The organism is Methanosarcina sp. 2.H.T.1A.6, assembly GCF_000979455.1.
GTDB lineage: Archaea > Halobacteriota > Methanosarcinia > Methanosarcinales > Methanosarcinaceae > Methanosarcina.
Genome location: NZ_JJOY01000024.1, coordinates 177,034 through 196,490, shown reverse-complemented (window position 1 = coordinate 196,490; position 19,457 = coordinate 177,034). Strand labels below are relative to the sequence as shown.

Sequence of the window (19,457 nt, the reverse complement as noted above, 5' to 3'; positions counted from 1 at the left end):
AGCAAATCCGGGGTTTTACCTGTCTTATGCTTCAGGTGAAAAAAGGTGCCCATCTGGCAGTGTTACTTGGCTGTATTCTCTATGGGATGACAGGCTTATTCCTTGCTAATATTCACAACCTACCCATAACTTCAATAATATTTTACCGCCTGTTCTTCGGGCTTACCTTTATTTTCACTTATCTTCTGGCAACGAACAGGCTTGGAGAACTGAAACCTGGAAAAGGGAGAGCTCGTCTTCTCTTACAGGGCATCTTTATCCTGGTTAACATGTTCTTTTATTTCCTGTGCGTAAAGGAAACCTGTTTCTCCATGGCTATCCTGCTCGAATACACTGCCCCGATCTACGTAATGCTGGCTTCACCTTTTGTTTTGAAAGAAAAAGTTGGAAAGGAGAGCATTGCAGCCCTTTTCCTCGCAATTGCAGGCGTTTATATGGTGATCCGTCCTGAAGGCGGGTTTGGAACCCTCGAATTTTCCGGCAGTCATTTCATAGGGATCGCATCCGGACTCTTTGCGGGAATGCTCCTTGCAGTTATCATTATGAACGTGCGGGTCCTGAAAAAAGATCATTCCGAATTTGCAATCGCTTTCTGGGGTACTGCAATCAGCTGCCTCCTGATGGCACCTTTTGCTGCAGGGACTTCCGTTTCCGTGCTTGTACCCAATATACTTCCTCTAATGGCTTTCGGAATTGTTTCAGTGGGAGTGGGCGGGATTCTTACGACCATAGGTTTTGCAAACCTTAAGTCCCAGACAGGAAGCCTGCTGGCCCTTATCGAACCTGTTGCCGGGGTTTTTTTCGACCTGGCGTTTCTCGGAGTTGCCCTTTCAACAGGCACCCTTGCAGGTTGTTTCCTGGTCCTTATTGCAGCCGTAATCGTCAGCTGCCCGAGTTGCGTCTCGGAAGTCCGCTGTCCTTTTCGCTCGTATATAAGGTAGTTGCAGCATTTTTTTATTGCTGCAATTTCATAAAAACGATATGTAGGCTGGGAGAATACACTATGAAATCCATCTCTACAATCCCTCTTAGGTAAGGGGATTTGTAGCAGTCAATATTAGGGGATCAAAAAAATCAAAGGTGGCTAATCTAAAGAAGCGGGTAATACGCAACATTCATCTGATCTTTCGTGGATATGACCAGATGTTTCCAAGCATATTCACAAAACATCGATAGCTATTCTAAATGAAGCACCAAAACCCTCAGATATGCTTGAAATGGGGAAAAAAGACTCTGTGAATTGATGAGAAAAATGAGTCGGAATCATTACAGTCCTGAGAAAGCAAGATAACTTTTCATTGGTCATCGGTTAAAGAATTTTCTTGCCTGAAGGCTATCGATTTTGTGCCAGAAGTCTGCCTCAAATTTTGTCCTCTTTACCTCAAATCGATACCTTGCTTCACCCCACCACACTGATATAATTTTGAAAAACTGTTATGAAACTGGATGCAATTTATCATAATTCCTCACTTAACCGAAGACGCATGGAGAACTTTTAGAAATGGCGAAGGATTCAATGTCTCTTGACTTTATTGAGGAGGCTTTATAATTTGAAATAGAGTCCCTGCTTAGATTGAATACACAGAAAACCAGATAAAAGAAGTGGAAACCAGGATTTTAACGACATGGAAAAAGATGAAGGATAAGCATTATCTTCAGACAATTCCAGGAATTAGCGATTTAATTGCAGCTATGATCCGGGCTGAACTTGGCGATGTAGAGAACTTTAGGCATCCCGATCATTGCTAAGATGGGTTTTGGGGAGAGCTGTTGTACAAGCAAAGTTGTTTAATCCAGTAATAGATGAGGCATCTTCATGGAAATTTACCGCGCTATCAGCGCGGCTTTTTCAGAATAATTCATCTGGATGAAAAAAATGGAATATAAAAAATCATTTATATAATGTCTAATTTAGGATTATAGAAATGAGGTCGGCTGCGGTTCTTTATGGCTTCTGGAATAATGCCGTCCGATTTCAGGGCGGCCTGATCCCTGAAGTTCACAGATAAGCATGAGTTACATAACGCCGCATCATCCTGTGGCTGTTGAAATAATATGCAACCATACCTATTGAGTTGTTAATCAGTTTAAACCATTCATCTTTGCGGTCGTAATACATGGGGACGATGATGTAGTAGAGTTTGTTGTAAAGGTCATCAAGCTCAGAGAGCCTGGCCTCTTCTACGGAAAGATGTTCTTCAGGCTGAGGTCCTATGGACCAGCCAGTTACCCCTTCGATCCACCCTTCAATCCACCAGCCGTCAAGTATACTAAAATTTACGACCCCATTATGGGCAGCTTTCATGCCGCTTGTGCCCGAGGCTTCATAAGGGCGAGTTGGAGTGTTCAGCCAGAGGTCAACTCCGGAAACCAGTTTAGCGGCCAGGTCCATATCATAATTTTCCAGAAAGACGATCTGGATCTCGTTCCGGAGCGTTTCTATGGTTTTGAAAATATCTCTTATGAGCTGTTTTCCAGCCTCGTCATGCGGATGGGCTTTGCCTGCAAAGATAAGCTGAATCCTGCCTCTCCTGTTTATCTTTCTGAGCCTTTCAAGGTCGGAGAGGATTAATGTTGCGCGTTTATACTCTGTCATACGCCGTGCAAAACCTATTGTCAGGGTCTCATAGTCCATGCACGCCCCTGTTCTTTTGTTAACCTCATCTATGAGCGTTTTTTTTGCATTCCAGTGAGCTTCCCAGATCTCGTCATCCGGGATTCCTCCGATCCTTACCAGGAGTTCGGGTTCATTTGCCCAGCCCGGAAGATAGCGGTCAAAAAGTTGCCTGAAAAAAGAACAGGTCCAGGTATAGGAGTGGACACCGTTTGTTATTGCCTGGATTGAATATCCGGGAAAGAGTTCGCTTGAGACCAGGCTGTGCCGTTTTGTGACGCCGTTGACATAGTTGGACAGGTTAAGGGCAAACAGGCTCGTATTAAAACGGTCTGCCCCTCCAAACCTTCGGAGGATTACCACATCGTTTTTATCCCGGATCAGGTCTTCCACAAGCCCATAATCGAACTTGTCATGCCCTGCTTCTACAGGAGTATGGGTAGTAAAAATACAGAGGTCCTTTACTTTCGTAGGATCTTTGCCATTGCGTCTTAAAAGTTCCAGAGCAAGCAGGCTTGAGTGCCCTTCATTCATATGGTATTTTCGGATCTTAAAGCCAAGTGCATCAAGCATCCGCACTCCCCCTATCCCGAGTACAATTTCCTGCCTGAGCCTGTAGGGATGTTCACCCCCATAAAGAAAATCGGTGATCCCGCGGTCTTCCCATGAGTTCCCTTCGACATTGGTATCGAGAAAAACAATGGGTACGCAGCCACCTGTCAGACTCTTGCAGTTATAGTGCCACGCCTGGATTTTAACCTCCCTGTCCTGAATTTCAACGCTCACTTCCTGCTGCATTTTGGTCATCAAATGTGAAGGGTCCCACTCTTCAGTCTGCTCTGTCTGGCTTCCGGAGGCGTCAAGGCTTTGCCTGAAATATCCTTTATTGCTAACCAGAGTTACAGCTACAAGCGGAATATTAAGGTCTGAAGCCGAGCGAATCGTATCGCCTGCAAGTACGCCCAGCCCTCCCGCATAGGTAGGGATTTCATTGCGAAGCCCTATTTCCATGGAAAAATAAGCAATTTTCTGTCCTTTCAATACTCCTTGAAAACTATCTTCCATATTTGTAAATCCCCCTTTCTTTATTTTCTCACAGGTGCACTAAAAAAGTCTCTGGTAATCGCCTTTCGTAAATGTTTTAAATAATTACCACTATATTTATCTGTTAAAATTATCTTTATAAAGATGTCTCCGGTGATATATTAAATTGACCTATTGAATTGACTTAAAAAGTCAAATCAATCTTTAAATAAACCAGTACCAGTTTCTCAATGACTAATTTTCGTAATAATAGAGGAATGGCAGGATAAGACAGTAAAAGAATTCGTAAAGAAACTTGTTTAAAAGAATTTGTAAAGAAACTTATATTATATATCTTACCTGAAACTCCCGACTTCCTAATAAGCCGAGTTTAAGTTTAGTATATATATTTTTCTCCTGGTTTTAATTTTTTCCTGCTAATTACCAGGTTTAGACATTACATCGTTCAAACATTAATGAGCCTCTGCATCATGATACATCTGGAAGTTCAAACCACAATCTTTTTAATTAATTGTGTGTTTCTATGTAGTTATAGCAAAAAGACTAAATATGTGAAATTTTCTCATAGTTTCCTGTAAAAGGTTCCTGTATGGAGAATAAGATGGCTAAAGCGGCTTCGAACTCGGCTAAAAACGGAAATAATGGCAGGCAAAAGTCCTCCAAATATCTCAATGAGATGGCTTTATGCAATGCACTTGAGATGGCAAAGGAACTGATCTCAGTAATAAATAAAGTTCCTGTCACTGTTTTCCTATGGCGACCAGAGAAGTACTGGCCTGCAGAGTTTGTTTCTGAGAACATAAAGCAGTTCGGGTATACGGTAGAAGAATTCACATCAGGAAAACTTCTGTATGGGAACATTGTGCATCCTGACGACCTGGAAAGGGTTGAAAGAGAGCTCTCAAGAAGGATTGAAGAAGACAACGTTGATTTCTCTCAGGAATACCAGATATTGACAAAGTCCGGGGAAGTACGCTGGGTTGATGAAAGAACTTTTATCGAAGCCGATGAGAATGGGGTCGTAAAGTACCTTAAAGGCATAATTCTTGATATTACCGAAAGAAAACGAAAAGAGAAGCTGCTTTATATCCAGAGGGACCTTGGAATCGCTCTGAGCACTTCGACTTACCTGGATGAGACGCTTGACAGGCTGCTTGATTCGTGCCTTCAGATAGATGAAATCAATGCCGGTGGTATCTATCTGGTAGATGAAGAGACCGGCGATATGACTCTTGCCATCCATCGTGGTCTATCTCATACTTTTGTCGATAATGCCTCTTATTATAATGCAAATTCTCCAAATGCCAAGCTCGTTATGATAGGGCAGCCTGTCTATAAGCAGCATATAGACCTTCTTCTCACCTCCAGAGATGATGTGCTCCGGCAGGAAAACCTCAGGGCTACGGCAATAATTCCTGTAAAGTCTGAAAAAAAGGTTATTGCCGCCTTTTATCTTTCCTCGAGGATGGAATATGAGCTTTCGGATAGTGTGCGCACGGTTATTGAAACCATTGCGACCCAGTTTGGGGTTTTTATCTCACGGATCCGGCTTGAAGAAAAACTAAAAGACTGTGTGAAGAAGCGAAAGGCTTGATTGCTTCTTCCATTTAGACTTCTACCCCCTACCGTCCTGTTTTATCCAATTTATTTTATATATAATAGCCGATTTGTATTTAGTTTTCAGCCCTAAATCCAAAAACACCTCAGTTTTTCGAAAAAACGGAAAACAGGTATAAAAACGTACCATCCGGAAAAACGCATGATTAAATAAACTTAGGAATGATAAAAATATAACTTCAAAATTTCAGTTCTTAGCTGTACTGTTCCTGTACTATGAGTCTCTTTTCCTTTCTGGAAAGACCAATTCTTCCCTTCCCTGAAAGTTACCTGGAAAGCCGGAGAATACTTATTATTTCACTTGCCTATCGCTTTGGGACTTTATTTTTAGTCCGGACCTTGACATAAAGAGCAGCACATGCCGGCGCTGGGGAGTCTTAAAGGTAATCTGGCACACCCCACCAGCGGTTTTTCGGGCACATGGGAATTTTGCACCATCCGGTATTCGGCCCTGTGATCCTCACCCTCGCCCTTTTAGTTTTGCTCTATCCCCTCATCCTTTTAGACCTTGATGCTGGCAGGCTTCCTGTTTGGGCGAGATCGGCGATGCTTTTCGAGCCTGTGCTTTCAATGGAGGTTCATTGCCTCTCAAACTTTGTGTGGAGTAAAATTATGCACACGAAGCAATAACTACTGGCTGGAAAAAAACATCAATCTTGATAACTTAATCTTGATAACTATTACTTACCGTACACTTTTATGTGCTCAATTTCCAGATCAAAATCTCCTTTCTGTCCGGCAATCATGAAACCAAAGGATCTGATATCTTCGGGGTTTAGAGGTGCAGCGTTCTCCATTTTCTTGCCTCTGAAGAAGGGAAGGAACTTTCCAAAAGGAATTTCAACATCTATCCACTGCCCTTCCCGGGTTTCAAATATATGCTGGTACAGGAACCCGTCGTGGTGCCTTTCGGTCTTCATGTTAAGCCTGTAGGTCTTCCCGTCTCCTTTTACCCGGAGAAGGACGCCTTCAAAGGCTTTCAGGTCAAATGTATCGTTTTTAGAGCGCACAGAAGCGAATCCCAGCAGTTCCTCATTCAGTTCTACCTCCCCTTTAAAGTGGGCTTTTCCTCCGGTATAAACCAGATGACTTCTTGAAGTCCCGCCCATCACCCTATCGTCCATACTGACCCATTTAAGGGTTTCTGCCGGGTTTTTGAAATCAAAGACAAACATTTTTTTCTTCACTTCTTTATGTTTATTATAATCTTTATAGAATTGCAACTCACCCCTAATATTTGCTTTTTTCGGTCCTGTACAGTTGATATATCGAAAAAATACATCTCATGATGTCGAATATTAATGGGATTCTCCGGAACCTTCGGGGGTGGAACTGTCCATCACCTGAAGCGCGGAAGGATAAGGGTCGTATCGCTACCTTCTATTGTTTTTGCTCCTGCGTCTTCTTCAAGTACGGCTCTGACATTTAAGGGTACTTCCCTGCAGAAGCATTTTCTAAGATCCAGCTGAGTCATCAGTTCATGACAATCAAGGCTCATAACGAGGTCTTTATACCCGTCAGAATCAATGTCTCTGTATTCCATAGCATACGGTTCCACTTCCCCTGCCGACTTTACCGAACTTACCTTTACTGAGTTTTCCAGTATTTTTTCAACATCCAGTTCGGCCGATCCCAGGACCGCAATCTTCGTACTTCCCAACTCCATTGTTTTCACACAGTTGACATCTTTGTCAGGATTGACTCTGACTTCCACATCCATAACGTCTGTCTGCCTCTCTTCTCCCTGATCGGAAACATCAGATTCCAAGCTGGCTGCAGGAGATGCTGCTGTAGCTATCAGTAAAAATATTAAACAGAAACAAGAAATTTTCCAGAATATTGAAATTTTTTGCATATTAGAATTCATTGATGGTCTCCCCCTACAGTTCCATAATGGATTTCTAAATACATATATTAACAGGAAATTATATTATGTAGTATATATTTTTGAAAGAGTAGGCTTCAACCTAGCAGGCTGGCTCAGAATAAGAACTGATAATTATAAGCAAAATTTAAAGCAAAATTTAATAAGCAAAATTTAATAAGCAAAATTTATAAGTTTTGTTTCTATAAATTGTATAGGGAAAACGGCCGTGAACAGGGAGTAGAGTTTTTTTCCTGTTATGGGATCAGAGGCATTGCAGGATATGCAGATATCTTGCGGGTTCGAAATATGAGGCTTATAAAAGGCTTATAAAAGAAGTTATACTGAGTAATACTACAAACTGGTGGGGGAAGATGACAGACGAGCTCAAAGAAAAGATTTACGAGTACCTTGCAACTCATTACTACCTTAACCTGGCAACCGTAAGCCCGGAAGGAAAACCAATGGCCCATACTATGGCATATGTTTCCGAAAACGCAACTGTTTATTTTGCGACCAATAAAGACACCCGAAAAGTCCGGAACATAACGAACAACCCGGATGTGGCTTATACGGTTGATGAAGACGAACCTGACTGGTTTGGTATGCAGGCCCTCCAGGTGGAAGGTAAAGCCTCGATAGTGACCGATGAAGGGGATCTGCGGAGAATCGGAGAAATCATGACAGCAAAATTCCCGATTACTGCTGATATGCCTCCTGACCCCTATACCATCCTGATAAAAGTCGAACCCGAAGTTGTTTATTTCCTTGATTACAGTGTTGAATTCTGGTACAGGGCAAAAGTGGATTTCTAAGAGTCAACTAACCGCTAAATCAAAAGATGTAAAGGGTTTCCTGCTAAGGGTTTATGAACATTAAAGGGTTAGCTAAAAAACGATATTTTTTGTTTTTCTTTCAAAATCCAAAAAACGATATTTTTTTTAAAATATAATATCCGAAAATGAAAATCCAACAAACAGGAATAAATAAAAAATGTAAAAAAGGTCGTTTTTCAGAAATACTGATTTCAGAAATACTGTTTTCGGAAATACGATTATTGCGGTGGAATCAGCACTTTGTCTATTACGTGGATGACTCCGTTGCTGGCTTCTATGTCCGTTGCAGTGACATTTGCATCCCCTACTTTTACCCCTTCGGTTGTATCTACTGGGAGTTCGCTTCCTTCAAGCGTTTTTATGGATGTCATGTCCACAACATCAGCAGCCATATACTTTCCGGAGGCCACGTGGTAAGTAAGCACTCTGGTCAGGGCTTCCTTATCTTTGAGAAGGCTGTCGAGCGTACCTGCCGGAAGGGCTGCAAAAGCCTCATCTGTCGGGGCAAAGACCGTGAAGGGACCTTCGCCGCTAAGGGTCTCCTCAAGCCCTGCAGTTTTTATGGCCGTAACAAGAGTTTTGAAAGAACCTGCATCTTCCGCAGTTTGAACGATATTCTTATCCGGCACTGTTTCGGTTTTATTTTCGCCAGCTATATCTTCTGCTTCTTCAGCAATATCTCCTGCTCCTTCAGTTACTTCTTCGACCATTCCACCGGTTTCGTTTTCCACTTCCTGTGTCGGGCTTGAACAGCCGGAAGCAAACAGGACCACTGCTATAAGCAATGCTACAATAAGTCTAATTTTCCTGATAATTTTTCCCCCTGTACAATAAAAATATATATAAGATTGTATACTGCATTGTATATTTTCACATAGGATATATGCGAATATTTATATAACGTTATCTGACATTAAACCCATATAAACGCTCATTTTTAAGTTTTGAACTGATATAAGTGTCTATTTTAAATTTCTAAACTAAAATAAGCGTCTATTTTAAATTTCGGAATTAACAACAGTATTTTTTTTATTTTATTGGTTATTTAAGTTATTTTTGAAATTATGAGCTAAAATAGGCATAATTTAAAGTTTATGAGCTAAAATGAGTATCTTTTTGGAATTAATGCTCAAAAAAAGCTTTTTTAACAGGCTGTCTAAACTGAAAGTTAGAACCCAAAAGATGATGACAGGGTCAATTTTACGCTCACGTACTATCAGACCAGTTTCTTTGGTAGTTTGCCTTAACCACTCTTTGGGAAACATTTCCCGAAGAGAGTCTTCAAGAGTAGGGAGCGAGGAGGCATAGATGCACTAATATTTAGAGAAAGATGCACTAATATTTAGAGAATTAATATAAAAACGCATACTGGAGTGGGTTTCTAACGCTTAACCGATGACGCATGAATTAGTTTTTGTTCATTTTTTATATTTTTGACCCTCACCGAGCTCAACCGGCATCTAAAACAAGCTAAGACCCATAAGATTAAATAACTTTCAACCTTATTTCCCCTGAAATCGGTGCTGGCAAGAGGAGTTCAAAATCATCCAACACCTAAAAATAGATAAAGAATATAGGTTAGAAAAATCAAGCATCTTATATTATTATGGTGCAGACCGGAAATTGTTTACCTTTAAGTTCACCTCATATTTCACCTGATGTTGCATTCAGGCTACCGAAAAGCAGGTGAAAGTCCGATTAATTTAAAAATTCAAAATTGAGGCTTAAAAAGATGCAGTACCAGGCAACAGTAACTATTGAACAGAAAGCAGGCATGCTTGACCCTGAAGGCACCACCGCTAAAAGGGCGCTCGGACACCTTGGATATGCAGTTGAAAGCGTAAAGACCGCAAAACTGTATGAAATAGTGCTCGAAGCCGAATCTGCAGAAGTTGCGGAGCAGAAGGTTGATGAGATGTGCCAGAAGCTTATTGCAAACCCACTCATCCACAACTACACTATAAAGCTCAAGGAACTTAACTGAGGGCTCCCTGCAGGAATAAAGGGATTGAAGAATAAAATCCAGAAGGCTAAATTTTTTGAAAATACTAAAGTAAGGTTGAGGGAAAAAAATGAAGATTGCCATTATTCAGTTCGGAGGCACAAACTGCGACATGGACGTACTTCATGTCCTTAAAGACGTGGTTGGTGTGGATGCCGAAACTGTCTGGTACAAAGACGAAAACCTGACCGGCTTTGACGGAGTCGTTGTTCCGGGCGGCTTTTCCTACGGAGATTACCTCAGAGCAGGGGCGATTGCAGCCCGAACTCCGATTATGGATTCCGTAAAAAAAATCGCAGCCGAAGGAAAACCTGTGCTCGGGATCTGCAATGGTTTCCAGGTGCTGACCGAAGCCCGGCTTCTCGAAGGGGCTCTTACCACAAACGAGTACCCAAAATTCAGGTGCCACGGGGCCAATCTCAGAGTTGAGACCACTGATACTCCCTTTACCTCGAAGTTCAGGAAAGGCGAGGTTATAAGGATGCCCATCGCCCACATGGAAGGCAAGTTCTTTGCTGAAGAACAGACCCTGGCAGACCTTGACGAAAACGAACAGGTTGTTTTCCGTTACGTAGACGAAAAAGGAAGAGCAACGGATAAAGCCAATCCCAACGGCTCCCTGGAAAACATCGCAGGAATAGTAAACGCTTCAAGAAACATTCTCGGCCTCATGCCCCATCCGGAAAGAGCTTCCGAATCGATCCTTGGTTCCGATGACGGCAGGCGGATTTTCGAGTCAATGGCGGATTATATTACTGAAAACTTCTAATCCGCTTTTTATTTTTTATTTATTAGCTTCCCGGCTTTCATACCTTCACTTTTTCCCGGCTTTATCCAGTTCTTCCTTTATGTTTAGTTCTTCCTTTATGTTTAGTTCTTCCTTTATGTTTAGTTCTTCTCTTCTGTTTAGTTCTTCTCTTATGTTTTCCACAGTCTTCCAGGACTGCCTGACGATAGCGGGAAACTCTCCGTGGTGTTCTTCTCCCCATTTCAACAGGAAATCTTTTGTCTTCTGGTCCGAAGGATAGCCGCTTCCGAAATCCATGCCCCATTCTTTCTTGAGCTCCTCGATAAGCTCGTCCCTGCGCACTTTTGCAATGATAGAAGCTGCCGAAACTACAGGATACGTTGCATCTGCCTGGTGCATGGAAACGATCTCTATTTTCTTTGCATGGTCAGGACTGGTTTTTGCATACTGCCTGCGAAGGTTTTCGGCAAAGCGTTCGGCTTTTACGTCAGCAGCATCGGCATACACAATATCCGGTTTCAGCTGTTCAAGCACTTTTGCAAAGCAGACAACCATGATCTCGTTCATTGTCATAATTTTCCGGAGCTCGTCAATCTGAGAGGGGCTGATCTCAAGGACAAAAAAGCCGTCTGCATGTTTTTTAATCTGGGCTGCAAGCTGCTCCCTTTTTTTCGGCGTCAGCTTCTTGGAATCCGCAACCCCCAGCACCTTGAGGATATGGGCTTTAGATTCATCGATTTTTACGCCTCCTATGCACATGGGCCCGATTACCGGACCTTTTCCGGCTTCATCAATTCCTGCGATAATCATTCTCGGCTGTCTCCTGATTTGAAGGAAGAAAGTTTTTTTACTTTATGAAAGTAGGTAAAGGTATATTTTTTCAAAGTATTAAACAGGACTCTATAAGAATCCTCTAAAAACAAACCTCCATTGATTTGAACTTAATGGCTTGACACATTTTTGTTTATTCATTTTCAGTTTTCTGCAGCTGATTTGTGTAGAGTTTATAAATGTCTATATTTCGCATAGAGTTCGTCGATCTGCGATTGTCGCACCCCACTCGGGTGTGTGGATTGAAATAACATCTACACCGGGAAAATTACACATAATTGTCGCACCCCACTCGGGTGTGTGGATTGAAATAAATGATCTACAACCGTCTAAAACCATTGAAAATTTGCGGTTTGAGGGCAATATCACACGAGTAAAAAATGGTAGGAGCCGGAATGAAATAGGCATGATAAAAGATAAAAGATGAAAGCCGAAAGCCGAAAGTGCAGGCTTATCTTTTCTCGGCCTCGAACTTTGAGATCTCCAGGAACCAGTAGCCTTCCCTCAAGACCATTTCACTCTCCATGACCTTTATTTTGTTTTTGAACAGCGGGCCGTCGATAACAAAAGTATGGAACTCCCCGTTTTCACCGCAGGGATCGATTGAAGGATTGTGCTTTTTCAGGTCGCATATAAAATTTTCATCGATCTTTCGGCCCAGCCACTCTTTCCCTAACAACTCGGCTTTGACGCTGAGCAGGATCACCTCAAACCCCAAATCTATGAGGCCATTTAGAATCTGTTCGGAATTTCTCTGCCAGAGCGGCATTATTAACTCAAGGTCCAGTTCCCCGCAGATCCTGTCTACAAGGTTCTTGTGCGTCTCGATATGCCCGAAAACCGCCCCGTCTATTTTCTCCCCGCTATCCCTTAAATCACGGACCACTTTTTTGAATTCCTGTTCATATGAAATAAAGTCCTTATGGATAAGGGGAATTCCAAGAGCTTCAGCCTGTGCATAAAGCAGGGCAGGATTGATGTCATGGGAACCGCGCCTCTGGATTTCTCTGAAGTTCAGGAGGTGGGAGACCTCAAAACCTTCCGAAATTGCCCCGTAACATGCAAGGCAACCGTCCTTCCCTCCGGTCCAGGAAACAACCACCTTGCTTTTCTCGTTCTTGCTTTTCTCGTTTTTGCTTTTCTCGTTCTTAGTTGAAATGGGATTGTTGCACATCTCCCATACACATGCACCATCTGAAAAAAAAGCTTTTGTTATTCACCAGCTCTCTGCCCTAATATTCCTCAAAATCTCCTGAGGCCGGGTCTCTTTCCGTACATCAGCAGGATCAACAGGGAGCCATTGATAGTGACCCCGCAAAATATGGGAATAATTCTACTTTTGTCATTAAAATTAGCTTGCTGCATGCAAAAGCCATATAACATTAGGAGATACTGTTTACTCTGAGACTTCGGAGATACTGTTTACTCTGAGACCTTTCAAACACCCCGTAAAACAAAAGCATTAAATCTAAAGTTGAGTATGTTTGGGGTTAAGTTAGCTAGCAACAGATGAGATGAATTCCCCATGCCAGTAATCACCTTGCATTATGAAGACCTTGAGAAACTCACAGGAATAGATAAGGAAACCATCATAAAAAGGGTGCCCATGATAGGGGCCGATATCGAAAGAATTGAAGACGAGTACGTCGATATCGAGTTCTTCCCTGACAGGCCTGACCTTTACAGCGTGGAAGGGGCATCCAGGGCAATGCGGGGTTTTCTGGACCTTGAGACCGGGCTTCCCGAATATGAGATAAAGCCTTACGAGGTATCCATATCTGTCAGTGAGGATATCCTGAAGATCAGGCCCTTCCTCGGGTGTGCGGTTGTAAGGGGAGTAAAGTTTACATCCTCTTCCATCAAGTCCCTCATGGACCTGCAGGAAGACCTGCACTGGGGCCTTGGGAGAAACAGGAAAAAAGTTTCCATCGGGGTCCATGACCTTAAAAATGTGAAGGCTCCTTTCCGCTATATGGCAGTAGATCCCGGATTTGAGTTCGTGCCTCTCGATTACACTGAAAAGATGAGCATGACGGAAATCCTGGATAAGCACCCGAAAGGCACAAGGTTTGCCCATCTCGTCAGGGGTTTTGACAAATACCCGATCATCCTGGACGCAAATGACAATGTGCTGTCCTTCCCGCCCATCATCAACGGTACACTTACGTCCGTGACCGAAAGCACAACCGACCTTTTCATTGATGTTACAGGCCTCGGGGGAGCTGTATACACGGCTTTGAATATTGTTGTTACAGCCCTTGCAGAAAGAGGGGGGCAGATCGAGTTCGTAAGGCTAATCCGCCCCGGGGGCGAAGAACTTGTCCTGCCTGACCTTGAGCCCAAAACCCGGCTGCTTACCACAGGCGAGGTAAAATCCCTGATAGGCATGGAACTCTCAGTTGAAAAGATCGTAAAACAGCTTGAGCGGATGCGCTTTGGAGCACGCGCCCTTGATGCGGAAACCGTTGAGGTAAAGGTGCCTGCTTACAGGGCAGATATCCTGCACAACTATGACCTTGTAGAGGACATTGCCAAAGGGTACGGCTATGAGAATATCAAAGTAAGGGTCCCTGAGACCTATACCGCAGGCAAGTCCCACCCGATTTCCCTGATGCGGGCTTCGGTAAACGAAATAATTGTCGGGCTTGGATATTATGAGGTTATGCCTTTTACGCTTACCAGCGAAAAGGTCAACTTTGAAAACATGCGCAGGCAAAAGACCGATGACGTTACCCACGTGCTTCACCCGATAAGCGAAGACCAGACAATGCTCAGGACAACCGTGCTTCCTAACCTTCTTGAAATCCTTGCCTTAAACCAGCATAGGGAACTCCCGCAGAAAATCTTCGAGTTCGGAGAAGTCGTAAGCAACGAAACAACCGGTCAGCACGTAGCAGCAGTCTCGATCCACCCGCAGGCAAACTTCACCGAGATCTATGAAGTTGTAGATGCCTTCATGAGAGAAATGATGCTTCCCTACGAGGTAAAAGAGTCCGAAGACCCGGCTTTTCTTGAAGGCAGGCGGGCAGATGTTTATGTCAACGGCAAAAAGCTCGGAGTCTTTGGAGAACTCCACCCCGAAGTAATAAACAACTTCGCGCTCGGATACGCCGTTGTAGGGTTTGAACTTGACCTGAATGACCTTATAGGTAAAAATATTTAATTTAGAAGGTTAATTTTTCCTATTTTTAATTAACCTTTTAAACTTTACTTTTTTAACTGATTTTTTTAATTAACTTTTAAATGGACTATTTCAATTGATTTAACCTTATTCACTATATCAAGTCGTTCTTTTCACGCTTGACGCAGGAAAGCGGTCTTGCAAACAAATAAGAAGAAAAAGTAAAGAATAGGCAAATAAGAGTCCAAATCTGCTTTTATTGCCTTTTACTACATTTCCCAGCTTCTTCTTTCTTCTTTCTCTCTATTTCTTTCTTCTTTCCCAGCTTCTTCTTTCTTCTTTCTCTCTATTTCTTTCTTCTTTCTTCTTTCCTCTTTTTTGCAGGGCCGCCAGACAAGCTGGTGGAGCAGCTTGTATTTACCTGTAGTTTGAAATTTTATCTGTGGATTAAAGTGCGGTTTCCGGGAACAAGGGAAATATTCTTCGAGTAGGGAAGGCGTTTCCCATAACACACGCTTTTTCTTAATAACAGCATGATTACCTGTTATTATTTTTCTTACGTAGCTGACAAGAAAGCTTCATCCCTAAAAGTCAGAAAATAAATACAAAAAATTTGCTTTTTGGATATTTTGAATAATATCTGCAAATTAAGCAGGGGCTGCCGATATATTATTACCAGTGGTTATTATATATAATTGTCATTATATACTTATTAATATGGTCTTGCCAGTTGTATGCCTATATTTATAAGATCTGTTTGATTTTTGAAAAATAGGCATATTGATATTGATTTTTACTGGAATGGACGATTGTGAGTGCTAAACACTGAATAAGGAAAGAAAAAGACAACTAATAACCAACAACCAAAGAAAACTAATTTTCAGAATCCTGGGAGAATAAAAATGAAAACCGGAAAAAGGCTGTGTTCAATAGTTGTAGCTTTATTCTTTTTGCCTTTCATCTGTGCGACCGCGTCTGCGGATATGGCACAGGGTATTGAAACTCAGATCACTACCAATAACTCAAGCCAGATGGGTCCCGAGATCTATGGTGAACGGATTGTGTGGCAGGATGACCGCAATGGATATTATGATGCCTACATTTACGATCCAAACTGGGATATCTACATGTACGACCTTGCCAGTTCCACCGAAACTCAGATTACCACCAGTGAATCAAACCAGAGCGGGCCTGCTATTTACGGGGACAGAATAGTCTGGACAGATGATAGGAATGGAAATGCGGATATCTACATGTACGACCTCTCCAGTTCCACCGAAACTCAGATAACCACAAACGAATCGAATCAAAGTGGGCCTGCTATTTACGGGGACAGGATAGTCTGGACAGATGATAGGAATGGAAATGCGGATATCTACATGTTTAATATCTCCAGTTCCATCGAAACTCAGATAACCACCAACGAATCGAACCAGAGAGGGCCTGCTATCTATGGGGACAGGATAGTCTGGACAGATGAGCGGAATGGAAATGCGGATACCTACATCGTCGACATCTACATGTACAACCTTTCTACTTCCACGGAAACTCAGATCGCAGGAGATGGAGGTTTTCTTGAATACGGGCCTGCTATCTACGGGGATAGGATAGTGTATATGAGTGAAGGGGCAGGCGATTTAGTCTGGATGTATAACCTTTCTACTTCAGAACTGACTTTCATTGCCGCCGATGCGTGGAGCCCGGCAATCTACGAAGACAGGATAGTGTTGATGTATGGAATGGTGTTCCCAGACATCTACATGTATGAAATCTCCAGTTCCAGGGAAATACCGATAACCAGCGATGAAGCCGTTTATCATGGGGCTCCAGATATATATGGGGACCGGATAGTGTGGCAGGATGACCGCAATGGAAACCCCGATATCTACATGTTTACTCTTGCTTCGGCTGAGGTGCCGGCTCTGGAGGGAATGAAGGCTCTCAGGGAGTATGTGGAAAATACCTACAAATGCCATGTGCTGACAAAAAACGCTCTTACTGAGCTTCTTGATACATCGAAAGGTTTCCACGAAAAAGGAGATGATGCAAAAGCCGTTTCCATGCTTAAATCCTTCATTCATCTCGCTGAAAAAATGAAGGTATGCGAGCAGATTTCGGCTGCTGAAGCGGATTACATGGTTGATGAAGCAAAGGGGATTATCGACCAGATACAGGTTCATTAAGGATGAGAAATGGAGTTAACACCGCCACGGCGATGATAGGAAAAGCAATGGCATATTATATGCAATCATTGCCTTTTCTTTTTGACCCTTTTCCCAATCCCTCATTAAATCATTTTTCTCTCAGCATCTTTTCCATTTCTGCGGCTATTTTCCGGACTTCAGGTATTTCTTCGGTTTCAGCCAGCCTGTAGACCATGTCAAGCATCTGCTCCCTCAGGAACTCCAGATCTTCAAGGGCAAAGCTCATTTCTTCGATGAGAGCTCCCAGGCTTTTTGTTTCTATGAAATCTGATAGCTTTGCAGGGTCTGCTTTTATCAGGAGGAGAGCTTCAGGGGAGTTAAAGTCCACATTATATTCTTCTTCAAAGGCCCCTTTTGGAAGGGTTTTGAGCCACCTGACCCTCCTTATATGGCTGATAAAGTCACTGAGCTGCCTGTATTCGTAGTCCCCGGAAATCTTTCCGATCAGCACCTCATTTTTGGTCTTGAGGGGGACTGCTACAAGGTCTCCTTTTTTTATTTTTGTAATGAAAGAGCAGATATCCTCTGCCCAGGTTCCGGAACGATCTCCTCGCATGCCGGGATATTTTTCGAGTATGAGTTTTTTTACCTGCTCTTCGTTTTTAATATTCGATAAATCAGAGAACTCGGACCACCCGATGGTAACCACGCTGTCCTCCCGAATTATTTCTTCGTCTTCTAAAGTGCCTGCGGCTTTGAGCAACCAGAGCTTCATAACCTGTCTCCTTATTTCATTTTTAATCTGCAGTTTTTACTTCTTATCTGCCCATTTTCACATTGCATAAACATTATTCTGGTCAGAACAGTCCATTAATCTTTATTTGAATCTTTATTTGAATCTTTATTTGATTAATCCTTTAATCCATTCGGTCAACCTTTAAGTTTATTTTATTAACTTTTAAGTCAATCTTGATAACTTTTCCGACCTTTGATCTTCTACAGACTCGTACACCTTTTTTGCTATTAACTGTTTCCCGCAGTCTGGGTATTTTTCGGAAAAACTCTTTTAAGTTTACATCCCCAGGTGCAGGTATGGGCAAAAATTGGGAGCATTTATGGGTTTGCTTATGTGCCTCATGAACCTGAAATTGATAACAAAGGACTGAAAATTCAGATGATTTACTGCAAATGCGAAGAAGTCAGAATTCATAAAAATACAGAATGAAACGTTGAGGAAGGTCAGAGTGAACTACCCATCATTGAAATGACGGGCATCCTGCTTCACGGCTCTCTCTTTTGAGAATAACTCCGCAGGCTCTACCCTCTGTTCCAGAGGTGATTAGATTATTAATTGCAAATTGTTTAATGTTGATGGCTGCATTAATATCTCTGTCATGGTTTGTATTACAAGAAGGACAAAACCATTCTCTATCCTTTAAAGTTAATTCAGAATTATGGTATCCGCAAACATGACAATTTTTAGAAGATGGTTCAAACATTCCAATCTTCAAAATGGTCTTGCCAAACCATTGAGCCTTATATTCCAACTTTGTTACAAAACTGTACCATGCAGAATCAGCCACAGTTTGATCTAATTTGTGATTCTTAATCATACCTTTTATATTTAAAGTTTCAATTGCAACTGCTTGGTTTTCGCGTATTAGTGACAATGAAACTTTATGCTGAAAATTATTTCTCTGGTTTGAAACTAATTGATGTTGTTTTGCAAGTTTCTTAACAGCTTTCTTCCGGTTTTTAGAACCTTTAACCTTTCTAGTGACTCTTTTTTGTAGCATTTTAATTTTCTTTATAGACTTATTAAGAAACCTGGGATTCTCAATTTTCTCCCCTGTAGATATGGCTGCAAATGTCTTGATACCAACATCAACGCCTACAAGAGTTGATTCGGAATATTGTTGAGTTACCGGATATTTATTCAGATCCTCGGTTAAGATGCTAATGTGGTATCTTCCGGCTGATGTTCTGGAAACGGTAGCAGTTCTTAAGAATTCTGAATTAAGATCCTTCTCAAATATGAGTTCGTTATTAATGGTAGTTGTTTTGATATGAGTTTCAAAGAATTCAGGTTCAAAAAGGGGTCTATGTATATTGATTTTAATCCAGCCAATAATGGGTAGAAAGATCTCAGAAGTAGTTAAGTTAATTTTATAATGTTAAGGAACCTGAAATGAGAAATGTTGTTTTTTCTTTAATTTCTCAGCTGGATAATCCCCCAATCCTTTAAAAAAACGCTGATAAGCAGTATCTAAGTTTTTGTTTGCCTGTTGCAAAGATTGAGAATTAACATTCTTCAACCACGGATAAATATCTTTTAAGACAAGAATGTGCTTATCAAGTTCTGATCTTGAGATACTACATCCACACTGACTATATAAAATAGATTTAATATGAAGAAGTTTATTATAGAGAAAACGGACACCACCAAAATGCTGTTCAAGCACTTGCTTTTGGCCCTCTTCAGGATAAATCCTATATAAACTTCCTTTTCTCATATTTATCATGTATATAAAGGTTTTGAACTTATATTAAGCCAATAGTTATCGAAAAATGGTAAATGTACGGAAGTTGACGGCATTCCTCCCGCCACATAGTAATGGGCAGTCGGCCTTCGTTTT

Annotated in this window: 17 protein-coding genes and 2 pseudogenes; 10 read left to right on the top strand and 9 right to left on the bottom strand. The window is 41.9% G+C overall.

Annotation, left to right across the window (positions count from 1 at the left end):
• Nucleotides 1-26 precede the first annotated feature (26 nt).
• Nucleotides 27-941, top strand: a complete 915-nt coding sequence (locus EO98_RS06820; protein WP_048141071.1) for a DMT family transporter — start codon at nucleotides 27-29, stop codon at nucleotides 939-941.
• Nucleotides 942-1,635: 694 nt separating this feature from the next.
• Nucleotides 1,636-1,749, top strand: coding sequence for a transposase (locus tag EO98_RS19555; protein ID WP_082098504.1), 114 nt, complete (start codon nucleotides 1,636-1,638; stop codon nucleotides 1,747-1,749).
• 250 nt (nucleotides 1,750-1,999) lie between these two features.
• On the opposite strand, the gene glgP is transcribed toward EO98_RS19555, so the two are convergent.
• Nucleotides 2,000-3,679: an alpha-glucan family phosphorylase gene (gene glgP / locus EO98_RS06815; RefSeq protein ID WP_048141069.1), complete on the bottom strand. Its 1,680-nt coding sequence runs from the start codon at nucleotides 3,677-3,679 to the stop codon at nucleotides 2,000-2,002.
• A 568-nt stretch (nucleotides 3,680-4,247) separates the two neighbouring features.
• Between glgP and EO98_RS06810 the strand changes: the two genes are divergently transcribed.
• The 3 genes from EO98_RS06810 to EO98_RS06805 all read left to right on the top strand — a co-directional run bounded on the left by EO98_RS06810 (nucleotide 4,248) and on the right by EO98_RS06805 (nucleotide 5,905).
• Nucleotides 4,248-5,252 (top strand): GAF domain-containing protein, encoded by a 1,005-nt coding sequence (locus EO98_RS06810; protein ID WP_235283636.1) that lies wholly within the window; start codon nucleotides 4,248-4,250, stop codon nucleotides 5,250-5,252.
• A 346-nt stretch (nucleotides 5,253-5,598) separates the two neighbouring features.
• Complete coding sequence (locus EO98_RS19550) at nucleotides 5,599-5,787, top strand: DUF2227 family putative metal-binding protein (protein ID WP_156161050.1); 189 nt, start codon at nucleotides 5,599-5,601, stop codon at nucleotides 5,785-5,787.
• On the top strand, nucleotides 5,696-5,905 hold the full coding sequence (locus EO98_RS06805; protein ID WP_048141065.1) for a hypothetical protein: 210 nt from the start codon (nucleotides 5,696-5,698) through the stop codon (nucleotides 5,903-5,905). The genes EO98_RS19550 and EO98_RS06805 overlap by 92 nt, the downstream gene beginning before the upstream one ends.
• A gap of 50 nt (nucleotides 5,906-5,955) precedes the next feature.
• Here EO98_RS06805 and EO98_RS06800 read toward each other — a convergent pair whose 3' ends face one another.
• Both EO98_RS06800 and EO98_RS06795 read right to left on the bottom strand, forming a co-directional pair.
• Nucleotides 5,956-6,462, bottom strand: coding sequence for a CIA30 family protein (locus EO98_RS06800; protein ID WP_156161048.1), 507 nt, complete (start codon nucleotides 6,460-6,462; stop codon nucleotides 5,956-5,958).
• A gap of 152 nt (nucleotides 6,463-6,614) precedes the next feature.
• Nucleotides 6,615-7,142, bottom strand: a complete 528-nt coding sequence (locus EO98_RS06795; protein WP_048141061.1) for a hypothetical protein — start codon at nucleotides 7,140-7,142, stop codon at nucleotides 6,615-6,617.
• A 371-nt stretch (nucleotides 7,143-7,513) separates the two neighbouring features.
• Between EO98_RS06795 and EO98_RS06790 the strand changes: the two genes are divergently transcribed.
• Nucleotides 7,514-7,954, top strand: a complete 441-nt coding sequence (locus EO98_RS06790; RefSeq protein WP_048141059.1) for a pyridoxamine 5'-phosphate oxidase family protein — start codon at nucleotides 7,514-7,516, stop codon at nucleotides 7,952-7,954.
• 239 nt (nucleotides 7,955-8,193) lie between these two features.
• Here the strand turns inward: EO98_RS06790 and EO98_RS06785 are convergent, their stop codons facing one another.
• Nucleotides 8,194-8,760: a fasciclin domain-containing protein gene (locus tag EO98_RS06785; RefSeq protein ID WP_235283635.1), complete on the bottom strand. Its 567-nt coding sequence runs from the start codon at nucleotides 8,758-8,760 to the stop codon at nucleotides 8,194-8,196.
• 339 nt (nucleotides 8,761-9,099) lie between these two features.
• Nucleotides 9,100-9,240: pseudogene (locus EO98_RS19545) on the bottom strand (IS4 family transposase); the annotation flags it as partial.
• A 467-nt stretch (nucleotides 9,241-9,707) separates the two neighbouring features.
• Between EO98_RS19545 and purS the strand changes: the two are divergent.
• Nucleotides 9,708-9,959 (top strand): phosphoribosylformylglycinamidine synthase subunit PurS, encoded by a 252-nt coding sequence (gene purS / locus EO98_RS06780; RefSeq protein WP_048134940.1) that lies wholly within the window; start codon nucleotides 9,708-9,710, stop codon nucleotides 9,957-9,959.
• Between the two features lie 88 nt (nucleotides 9,960-10,047).
• Nucleotides 10,048-10,746, top strand: coding sequence for a phosphoribosylformylglycinamidine synthase subunit PurQ (gene purQ / locus EO98_RS06775; protein ID WP_048141056.1), 699 nt, complete (start codon nucleotides 10,048-10,050; stop codon nucleotides 10,744-10,746).
• 45 nt (nucleotides 10,747-10,791) lie between these two features.
• Here the strand turns inward: purQ and rnhB are convergent, their stop codons facing one another.
• Nucleotides 10,792-11,535, bottom strand: coding sequence for a ribonuclease HII (gene rnhB, locus EO98_RS06770; RefSeq protein ID WP_082098503.1), 744 nt, complete (start codon nucleotides 11,533-11,535; stop codon nucleotides 10,792-10,794).
• A 472-nt stretch (nucleotides 11,536-12,007) separates the two neighbouring features.
• Entirely contained in the window at nucleotides 12,008-12,730 is a 723-nt protein-coding gene (locus EO98_RS06765; protein WP_048141055.1) for a diphthine--ammonia ligase, read from the bottom strand.
• A 351-nt stretch (nucleotides 12,731-13,081) separates the two neighbouring features.
• On the opposite strand from EO98_RS06765, the gene pheT reads away from it, so the two are divergent.
• Nucleotides 13,082-14,719 carry a phenylalanine--tRNA ligase subunit beta gene (pheT, locus tag EO98_RS06760; RefSeq protein ID WP_048141053.1) on the top strand — a complete coding sequence of 546 codons (1,638 nt, stop codon included), beginning with the start codon at nucleotides 13,082-13,084 and terminating at the stop codon, nucleotides 14,717-14,719.
• Between the two features lie 860 nt (nucleotides 14,720-15,579).
• Nucleotides 15,580-16,860: a hypothetical protein gene (locus tag EO98_RS06750; protein WP_052734535.1), complete on the top strand. Its 1,281-nt coding sequence runs from the start codon at nucleotides 15,580-15,582 to the stop codon at nucleotides 16,858-16,860.
• A gap of 109 nt (nucleotides 16,861-16,969) precedes the next feature.
• Here EO98_RS06750 and EO98_RS06745 read toward each other — a convergent pair whose 3' ends face one another.
• Together EO98_RS06745 and EO98_RS06740 are read right to left on the bottom strand one after the other, a co-directional pair.
• Nucleotides 16,970-17,596, bottom strand: a complete 627-nt coding sequence (locus EO98_RS06745) for a restriction endonuclease (RefSeq protein ID WP_048141048.1) — start codon at nucleotides 17,594-17,596, stop codon at nucleotides 16,970-16,972.
• A 481-nt stretch (nucleotides 17,597-18,077) separates the two neighbouring features.
• Nucleotides 18,078-19,334 (bottom strand): annotated as a pseudogene (locus EO98_RS06740) (RNA-guided endonuclease TnpB family protein).
• Nucleotides 19,335-19,457: the final 123 nt, after the last annotated feature.